Raw genomic sequence first — 8,942 nt, forward strand, 5'->3', positions numbered from 1 at the left:
CTCGCGAGCATCGCCAGGAGAAGAGCGTTTTTCCTTCATCTATCCTAGCTGGCACCCACATTTGCGTAATTAGAGGTCGCCATTAGCCGAAATAACAATCTGCAACACCAGGCGCGGAGGCACACCGCCGCAATGACGAAGGTCGCCGATCACCACGGCGAAATCATCGCCATTCCGCACACGGCGGCAATGGCGGCGAAGTTGAAAACGGAACAAGGCGAGGCTGCCTACCGCCGACGCAAGGCGATCGTCGAGGCCCCGAATGGCTGGATAAGGGCCGTGACGGGATTCCGCCAGTTCGGCATGAGGGGCATCGACGTGCTGCTGATGATCTATGGCATGGCCCGCCGCAAGGGCTGACCGACCTTCACGAAGTCGGCGACCTCGGTGCCGCCGCCGGCCTGCGACGCTGAGGTGGTTGCACGTGGCAGGCTGGCCTCGGGCTGGCTGTGGCGGCAGCGTAGCAGCGCCTGTTCGCTGCCGGGCGTGGCCATGGCCGCCACCTGCGGCGCAAGGTAGCGCAGCACCCTGACCGCCAGCGCGCTGGTAAAGCTGTAGCGCGCCGCATAAGGCTCGCGCGCATGAACCGTCACGGTGCCGAAGTAATGCTCGCCCAGCGTGAACACGAAGGTGGCTGAACGTGTGACCGAGCGCGAGGCGATCAACCGTCCGCCCGGCCCGTACACCTGCAAGCGCTGGTCACCCGTGCCGGTCTTGCCGGCCACCGGCAGCGGCGCCCCGCCCTTTCCCGGCACCACGAAGGCACCCAGGATGGACCTGGCGGTGCCGCGCTCCACCACATCAAGCATCGAACGCCGCACCACCGTGGTCAGCTCCAGCGGCAGGAGGCGCTTGCCCGGGCCAGGCTGCAGCACGTAGCGCGTCGAATACGGCGTGTTGGCGGCAAAATCGAGGCTGCGCACGGTGGCCGACTGCGTGGCGACGCCGCCATTCAGGATGATGCCGGCCAGCTCCGCCAGCGCCGCGGGCCGGTCGCCAGAGGCGCCGATGGCGGTCGCGTAAGACGGCGTCAGCGAATCGAAGGGATAGCCCAGCCGCTGCCAGCGCTTGGCAATGTGCTGGAATGCGTCCTGTTCCAGCAGCGTGCGGATGCGGTTGTCCTGCCCGAACTTGCTGTGCGAGCGGAACAGCCAGCGGTACACGTACTGCCGCTCGGCGGTGCTGTCGCGCAGGATCTGCGACAAGGTGGCATCCGGGTGCTTGCCCAGGTATTCCACCATCCACAGTTCCAGCGGGTGGATGCGCGAAAGGTAGCCGCGGTCGTTGAGGTTGAACTTGTCGTGGCCGTACTTGCGATAGAGCGCCGGCAGGTCTTCACCCGCGAGCTGCTTGTCCGACAAGCGCGAGCGCATGATCCGGATAAAGCTTTCCTCGTCCAGCTCGGGGCGGGCGCTGAGCAGCGTCACCGACATGCGCACCGCGCTCAGGTGGGGCGAGCTCATTTTCACGCGGCCCAGCAGCGTGGCCAGCCTCTGTTCCGAATCCCTTCCGCGGTAGTGCTGGTAGAAGCCTATCATGTAGGCGCTGCCTTCCTGGTCCGCAAAGCGCTCCAGGTAGGCGCGGCGCTCGGGCGAGCCGCGGTCCTCGAAGATGTTTCTGACGTCCGGCCGGGCATGGAAAATCTCGTAGCGCACGATGTCGCGCATGATCCGGATGAAGACCAGGTTGACCGAGTGCTGGAAGCCCTCGCGCACGGTCATGTTGCGCTCGCCCTCCCAACGCTCAAAATTGGAGAAGCTCTGCATCCCGCCACCGGTGAAGAAGCCTTCACCGGTGCTGCCGGAATACTTGCGCTCCATCGCCGCTTCCAGCATGGGCGTCAGCTCGCGCTCGGCCGGCGTGCGGGTCTTGGCAAGGTAGTCGACGGCCCAACGGCTGAGCACATCCTGCTTCGCCAGCTGCACACCGGCCAGTTCGGCGCGGCTCATGGCGGCATAGCGCGTGTGCAGCTCGGTGATGATCTCCAGGTAGGTCACCAGCGTGCGCAGCTTGGCGGTGGACCCCAGGTTGAGCCGGCCACCGCTGTTGATGTCGAAAGGCTGTTCGATGTTGTCCGCCTGCACCCGCACGACACTTGCATTGCCCACGCGCTCGTACAGCGTGAAGCTGGCGATCAGTTGCGAAGGGTCGTCCTGCTCGCGCAGCAGGTTGTGGCCATACAGCCCCATGGTGTGCGCGTCGGCCTTGTCGTGGATGCGCATCAGCACGTCGGTGGCAATGCGCTGGGCTTCGCGGTTGATGGTGCTGTCCACGGTCAGGTCCAGGCGGTCCATGTCGTAGCGGCTGTCGACCCCGGTTAGCCGGCCAATGTCGGCGCGCACGCGGTTGACCGCCTTGCGTGTGACGAAGGGCTCCTGCGCGGGCTTCTCTGGCGGTGCAGCCTTCTCCAGCGACTGCTGCAGCGCGGCGTTGCGCAGCTCGGGCGTGATGATGCCGTTGGCCGCCAGCAGGCGCAGGTAACTGCCGGTCAGCGTCTCCAGGTTGGTGTCGTCGCGGCGCAGGTGGTACGAGGGGCGGCGCTGCGAGATGATTAGCGACAGCGCGCGCTTGAAGGCCTGGGCCTCGCGGCCGGTGGGCGCGCGCAGGTCCATCTCCTTCATCAGCCGGTTGGCCTCGCCGAAGTCTTCGCCGTACCATACCCACAGCGCATCGCCGATGCCGTTGACCTCGCCGAAACCCACGCGCGCGGACAGTGGCACCGTGTTGAGGTAGTCGACCACGATGCCTTCGCGCGCACGTCGCGTATCCGGCCCGTCCAGATAGGCGCGAAGCGAGGCCGACGCCATCTGTCGGAATTTCTCGGAGATGGATTGCGTTCGGCCCTCCGGCGAATGCCGGTATTTTTCGATCTGGGTGGCCAGCGTGCTGCCGCCCGGGGATTCATAGGCCTTGTCGACCAGTCGGACGGCCTGGTCCATCACCGCGTGCGACAGCCGCTTCCAATCGAGCGCCGGGTTCATGTTCGGATACTCGGGGTTGAGCAGCCCCTGGTTCTCCACGAACAGCAGCGAGCTGACCAGCAATGGCGGCACCGCGGCAAAGTCCTCGTATTGCCGCTGCGGGTAGCGCTCAAGCACCAGTGTCAGGCCGTTGCAGTCACGCAGGGCGAGGCCGGCCTGGTTCTTCTCGCGGTACGGGGGAAAAATGCCATGGTCCATCAGCCGGACCAGCTCGGGCGACATGTGCGCCTGTTCGGCCGGCACGTAGCCGTGCCGCTCGAGCCGTTGCGCGAAGGCCGGCAGGCGCCCGTAGCCCAGGCGTGCGTCGTAAGGGCCGGAATGCGGGAAGCGAATGCTGTCGCTGGCGCCTGGCTGGACCTCGAACGTCAGCTGCCTGGTGAAGCGGCCGAAGTAGTACGCCTGCCATTGCGAATTGCGCACTTCACTGGCGACGAGGCTGTAAACGACATACCCGCCTCCACAAAGGGCGGCCGCCAAGCCAGCGAAAATCCAGCCACGTCGTGACACGTTTCGGCAATCCCATAATGCCGAGCCCCGCCGCCGGGGTGGTCATGCCGCCGGCTCCAAGCGCAAGCGAAGCGGGCCGGAGGCCGGCGCGCGCCGCTCTGTTTATATATTAGCAGGAAGGGGACGGTGTTATAAGCGTGCAAGCGCAAGCACTGTTGCTAGCTGCGTCAAGGCCGGCTGGCGCTCACGCTTCGGCCCGCATCGGCGGCAAGCCAAGCGCAGCCTCGGAATGATCAGCACGACCGGCACCTCGAACACCGGCTGATCACGCACACGCTGCTCGCCCCAGTCATGCACGGCGCTGACGCCACGGCCACAGCCACTGCAGTACTGCCGCCGCGCTTTCGGCTCAAGCCGCATGGCGCACCAGCGCTATCCATTGGGCTAGATCGCAACACGCACCCATCGTGTCCGACCCGATCGCAGCAAACCTCGACCGCCTCGTCACAAGCCTCTATCCACATGCTGCCTACAAGGCTTGCTGAGGCCTATCTTGAACTGGATTGGGTGGGGGGCTGGGGTTGGTCCAGCCATTCTCGAACACCATCTCGTCCAGGCGTTGCCGTCTGGCCCAGTCTTCCTGTTCCAGCATCGGCTTCTCATAGGAGGTGTCGACCTGGCCGAGGCACAGCACAGCCACTGGCCGGGCACCGGGCGGCAGCCGCAGCGTTGTGTCGCAGTAAGGGAGAGGAGAGTAAGCGGCGGAAGTTGGCAACGGCCGTATTGGTTAAGTGGCCGGCGAGTAAAACTGCTGCGCCGCGGACGCAGCGCTCCCATCGGCGCGCTGCATCTGGCCGTTGGCCAGCATGTGCATGATGCAAGCGAAACTGCCCACATTGCGGTCGGTACCGCAACATCAAGGATTGGCGACGTCGGCCCTTTGACACTGGGCTGGGTACGATCCGTGTGCGCGTGCCGCGGTTGAAGGCTTGTATGTGTCTGCCCGAGCCGCTCGATGAGCAAGGCGAGATCGATGAGTGCACGCGCAAGGCGTGAAGGTCGTCGAATATCTACTGCGCCAGCGGAATCAGTGATGAACCACCTGATCAACCGGCGCTTGGTGGGAGCACTTACCCTGCAGCACATTGATTTTTCCGGCGCTGACTAGTAAAGGGAGGCGCAGTTCGAAACGGCGCCTGCAGCAGCCGATATAGACGCTAATCGACGTTAGCTGACCGACATGGGCACTTCGTGCTGCTCCATTTCTGCCGCCGCACACCGGCAGGTGTTACGTTGAGCATCCGGCGGAATGCACGCGTCATGTGATCGCCGTCATCGAATTCGAGAACGATCGTGCATCGCATGTCGGCTCTCTGCCTCTTTGATACCGAGACGATACTCCGATGCAGGGCGCATCCCAGGCCTTTTAACGGCTTCCCTCAACATCTCGATCTAGGCATGCGTTGAAGAGGAGGGGGCGCTGCCCTCCAAGCTTGAACTGGCCACTCGCCGGCTCTGACGTCCGCAGCGATTTGCGTTCCCGCCCGGAGGACTGGCCCGAACAACGATGGCTCGTTCGCGTGCGTGTGTGCCTTCATTTCCAGAGGTTTTGCACATTTGCTTTGCTCCCCGCTCGCCAATCGGGAAGTGCCATCCTGTCAGGTCAGATCATCCAGTAGTGTTTTGGCTTGTAGCCAATCGGCGGTGTCGAAGCCTTCCATGAAGGCACCATGGATCTCGGCCAGCGTCCGTCGCGCGAAGTCCGTCTTACCCTGTAGTTGCCATAGCTGGGCCAGGCTCAGCGCGGCTCGCAGCTCCAATGACCTGGCACCCTGTTTACGGGCGATTGAGATCGCTTTGTGAAAACACGCTTCAGCTTCTTCGTGGCCGGTCAACGCTTGGGGGGACACGCTTGACTGTTGAAGGATCAACTCCCCTTTGAGCCGATACAAGGTCGCTTCGTCGAACCGTTCTCCCGTGTTGTCCGCCAGACCTAGCGCCTCGGCCAACGCGCGCAGTCCAGCTTGCGCTTGCCCCGCTTTTCCATAGGCTTCGGCGAGCAAGGCTAGGTGGCTGGGCCTTCCCAGTGCCGCACCTGTAGCCTCGTAGGCAGTGAGGCCGTCGCGTATTTTGGTGATTCCCTCCTCATGACTTCCCTGCTCGGCCATCGCCCAACCTTGCAGGATGGTTCCCCACGCCAAATAGAATGGAAACCCCTGTTCGCTCGAAAGGTTTATGGTGGCCTCAGCGTATTCTTGGGCTAGTTGCGCTTCATGCCGACACTGATATAGTGCGGCCGTAAAGACTAGGCTTTGAGCAAGGCTAAACGGGTCTGAGACCCTCTTGGCCAGCGCCAGGGCCTCCTTGCTGCGCGTACCGGCCTGATCGGGTAAGCCTAAATGCCAAAGAATCCAGCTCAAGGTATTCAGTGCATGAACCGCCGGGTTCCGCGCATAACCTAGAGGAGCGCCGTGTGGCTGCTCATCGCGGCGTTGTAACGCCAGCACTTGCTCCATGTTGGTACGGGCCATGCCGAATTCGCCTCGACGGTACACGGTAGCCCCGAGTACACGATGCGCCTCTGCGAGCTGTTTCGGATCCTGCGTGCTGCGGGCCAGGCCAAGCAGCCTCTCTGCCAGGGCATATGCCGTCTTGTACTGCGCACGCAGACTATAAAACGACCATAGTCCTAACTGCGCCGAGAAGGACTGTGGGGTTTCCTCACCCCGTTCGCACAGTGCCAGCGCGCGCGTGTAGGTCGCCTCCACTTCCGGGGCGCCCTGACCTCGGGCGGCCATCCAAGCCGGGCCGAGGGAAAGTAGCAGGGTGAGTTCCTGGCGCGTGCGATCGGGACTGTCGGGCAGGCACTTGAGCAGTTCGACGGCGGCACTGAGGTGACGGATCGCTTCGAGCTGCGCCGAACGCTGAAGGGCCTGTTGGCCGGCACAATACAGATACTCGACAGCCTTTGGGAGGTTGCCGCTGAGGCTGTAATGGTGTGCTAGCTCGCTGCAGTAGTCCTTTAGCCGGCCCTGGAAGAGGGCCTCGATAGCCTGGGCCGTGCGTTCATGCAGCCCGCTGCGTTGTTCCATCAGCAAGGAGTTGCCGGCAACTTCCTGAGTGAGGGCGTGCTTGAAAGCATACTCCACCTCAGGGAACGCGGGCCGCTCGTAAATAAAATCCGCAGCCTGCAGGTCGGCGAGAAGAGGGCGCACCGTATCGTCCGGCAGTGCGGTTACGTGCTGGATCAGGCTCAAAGGGAACTCCTTGCCGATCACTGCCAGGGTTTGCAGCAACTCTTTCTGCGCGAGGGGGAGCCGATCCATGCGAGCCGCGAGCACGCCCTGGACGGTGGTCGGGATATGAAGCACGGAAGGGGTCTGCTCGATGCGGTAGGACCCGGGCTGGCCAAGCAAGGCGTTCTCCTCGGCCAGGGTCTGGACCACTTCCTCCATAAAAAAAGGGTTGCCCTCGGTTTTTGCCAGGATGAGTTGTTTCAGGGGCACGAGAGCTGGATCATCCCCGAGTAACGCGCTGAGCAGTCCCTGAGCTTCGGCCTGGCCAAGAGGCTCTAAATGCAGTTGGGTGTAGTAGTTTCTGCAGCCCCAGTCATGGGAGTACTCCGGGCGGTAGTTGACAAACAGGACGATCCTCGCATCTGGCACATAGTCGATAAGGAGTTTGAGGAAGGCCTCGGTTTCGCTGTCCAGCCATTGCAGGTCTTCGAAAAGAAGCTCAAGAGGCTGATTGAGACTTTCGCGGACCAAGAGACGTGCAATGGCTTCGAATGTGCGCTGGCGCCGGATGGCAGCGTCCATGGTCGGCAGTGTGGAGTCGGGTTCGACGGTTCCGAGCAGATAGAGCAGGTAGGGTAAAAATTCATCCAGCGCTCGCTCCAAGTTTAGTAGCCTGCCAATTACTTTCTCGCGGCAGCTTCGATCGTTGTCCTGCGGGGTGATTTGAAAGTAATTTCTCAGGAGTTCGATCAGCGGCAAATAGGCAAAGGCCTTCCCGTGCGAAACCGAGAAGGTTTCCAGCACCAGGCAGCCTTGCTGTGATCGTGCCTTGAACTCATGGAAAAGCCGCGATTTTCCTACCCCGGCCTCGCCCACCACCCCGACGACTTGCCCATGCCCCGCCTTGGCCAACTCGAAGGCGTTGTGCAATTGCTCCATCTCGGCTTGGCGTCCCACAAAGCGCGCCAAGCCGCGATGCGCAGCCACTTGCAGGCGCGTGCGCAATGCCCCGAGGCCCAGCACCTCATACACCGCCAGCGGATCCCGGACGCCTTTTACCTGGGTGGTCCCCAGCGCCTTGAATTCGACATATCCCTCCGTCAGCTTATGGGTAGGCTCGCTGACGAGGATGGACGCCGGTGTGGCAACGCCTTCCATGCGAGAGGCGATGTGGATCGTGTGCCCCACCGGATCGTAGTCCGTATGCAGATCGTCCTTGCGAATCGAGCGAACCAACACCTCGCCAGTGTGGATTCCGACGCGAATCTGAAGTGGTATTCCTTGGTCCAGACGGACTCGATCACTGTGATGTCGCATCGCTTCCTGCATGCGCAGCGCCGCATACAAGGCACGTAGCGGATGGTCCTCGTGAGCAATGGGGGCGCCGAACAGAGCGAGAATGCCGTCACCCAAGAATTTGGCTACGTAGCCTTCATAGTGGTGCACAGCCTCCATCATCAGCGTCACGACGGGGTCGATCAGGCGGCGTGCCTCCTCCGGGCCCAGGTCCTGGATCAACGCCGTCGATCCTGCCATATCAGCGAACAGCGCTGTGATGGTCTTGAGTTCGCCGGCCGTCCCTCCCCTGGCTTCCATGGCCGCCTGTTCCGCCCGGATGCGCTCGGCCAGATGCGGCGGCGTGTAGTGAACGGGGGCCCAGGCGGCGGGCTTAGGCGCCGGAAGCGGCTCTGGAGGGGCGTCGTTCAGGGGCGAGCCACATGCGCGGCAAAACTTTGCAGTGGGACTCGATTCCTCGCCACAGTGCGGGCAAATCCGTGGAAGCCTGGCGCCGCATTCCTCGCAGAAGTTTCCCCTTGTGAGGCTCTCGACTCCGCAATTTGTGCAGCGCATATCGTCCCCGCCATGCCTTCGCCTGCCTCAAATCCATTAGATGCGCTATCGGCCTCCGTAGCAAGCTGACACGCCCCGCAGCATAAGCGGGATGCCCTTCCTATCCGCTGCCACGCCGGCGCGGTTCTGTGCCGTGCCTCGTCCTTGCTGTTCAGATCGGCACGGGTAGGTGGCGCAACCGGCGCCGAATCTCGACCCTCTCACGCGTGGCGAACGTGGGGTCCTGTCCGTCCGCCGTACCAGCAGAATGGCTCCGCGATGGCCGGGTGGCCGAGCAGCGGATACTTTCACGAACGGGGAAGGTGTGCCAAGAACGCGAGCATCAGCAAATCGATGTTCGCGATGCTTTACTGAAGATGAGGGACGGCCCCTCGAAGTCGGCTTGCAGGAGCAGGCTTCAAACCGCCACAAGCTGCGTGGGTAAAGA

The 8,942-nt window shown here is 62.8% G+C and carries 3 protein-coding genes and 2 pseudogenes; 2 read left to right on the top strand and 3 right to left on the bottom strand.

From position 1 onward, the window contains the following. Positions 1-117: 117 nt before the first annotated feature. A pseudogene (locus ACYP5B_RS01685) lies at positions 118-318 on the top strand (transposase); the annotation flags it as partial. A 14-nt stretch (positions 319-332) separates the two neighbouring features. On the opposite strand, the gene ACYP5B_RS01690 reads toward ACYP5B_RS01685, so the two are convergent. Together ACYP5B_RS01690 and ACYP5B_RS01695 are read right to left on the bottom strand one after the other, a co-directional pair. Continuing rightward, positions 333-3,488 (bottom strand): transglycosylase domain-containing protein, encoded by a 3,156-nt coding sequence (locus ACYP5B_RS01690; RefSeq protein ID WP_459568310.1) that lies wholly within the window; start codon positions 3,486-3,488, stop codon positions 333-335. Positions 3,489-3,617: 129 nt separating this feature from the next. After that, the gene (locus ACYP5B_RS01695) at positions 3,618-3,848 is read right to left on the bottom strand and encodes a transposase family protein (protein WP_459568311.1); all 231 of its coding nucleotides are present in this window, start codon (positions 3,846-3,848) and stop codon (positions 3,618-3,620) included. A gap of 459 nt (positions 3,849-4,307) precedes the next feature. On the opposite strand from ACYP5B_RS01695, the pseudogene ACYP5B_RS01700 reads away from it, so the two are divergent. Further along, positions 4,308-4,460: pseudogene (locus ACYP5B_RS01700) on the top strand (ISKra4-like element ISBugl3 family transposase); the annotation flags it as partial. Positions 4,461-5,086: 626 nt separating this feature from the next. Here the strand turns inward: ACYP5B_RS01700 and ACYP5B_RS01705 are convergent. Continuing rightward, positions 5,087-8,515 (bottom strand): adenylate/guanylate cyclase domain-containing protein, encoded by a 3,429-nt coding sequence (locus tag ACYP5B_RS01705; RefSeq protein WP_459568312.1) that lies wholly within the window; start codon positions 8,513-8,515, stop codon positions 5,087-5,089. Positions 8,516-8,942 lie beyond the last annotated feature (427 nt).

The organism is Cupriavidus sp. 8B (assembly GCF_054589115.1).

Excerpts from the sequence above, each read along its gene's own strand:
- ACYP5B_RS01695 (WP_459568311.1), bottom strand. The coding sequence starts at position 3,848 with ATGCGGCTTGAGCCGAAAGCGCGGCGGCAGTACTGCAGTGGCTGTGGC.
- ACYP5B_RS01705 (WP_459568312.1), bottom strand. The coding sequence starts at position 8,515 with ATGCGCTGCACAAATTGCGGAGTCGAGAGCCTCACAAGGGGAAACTTC.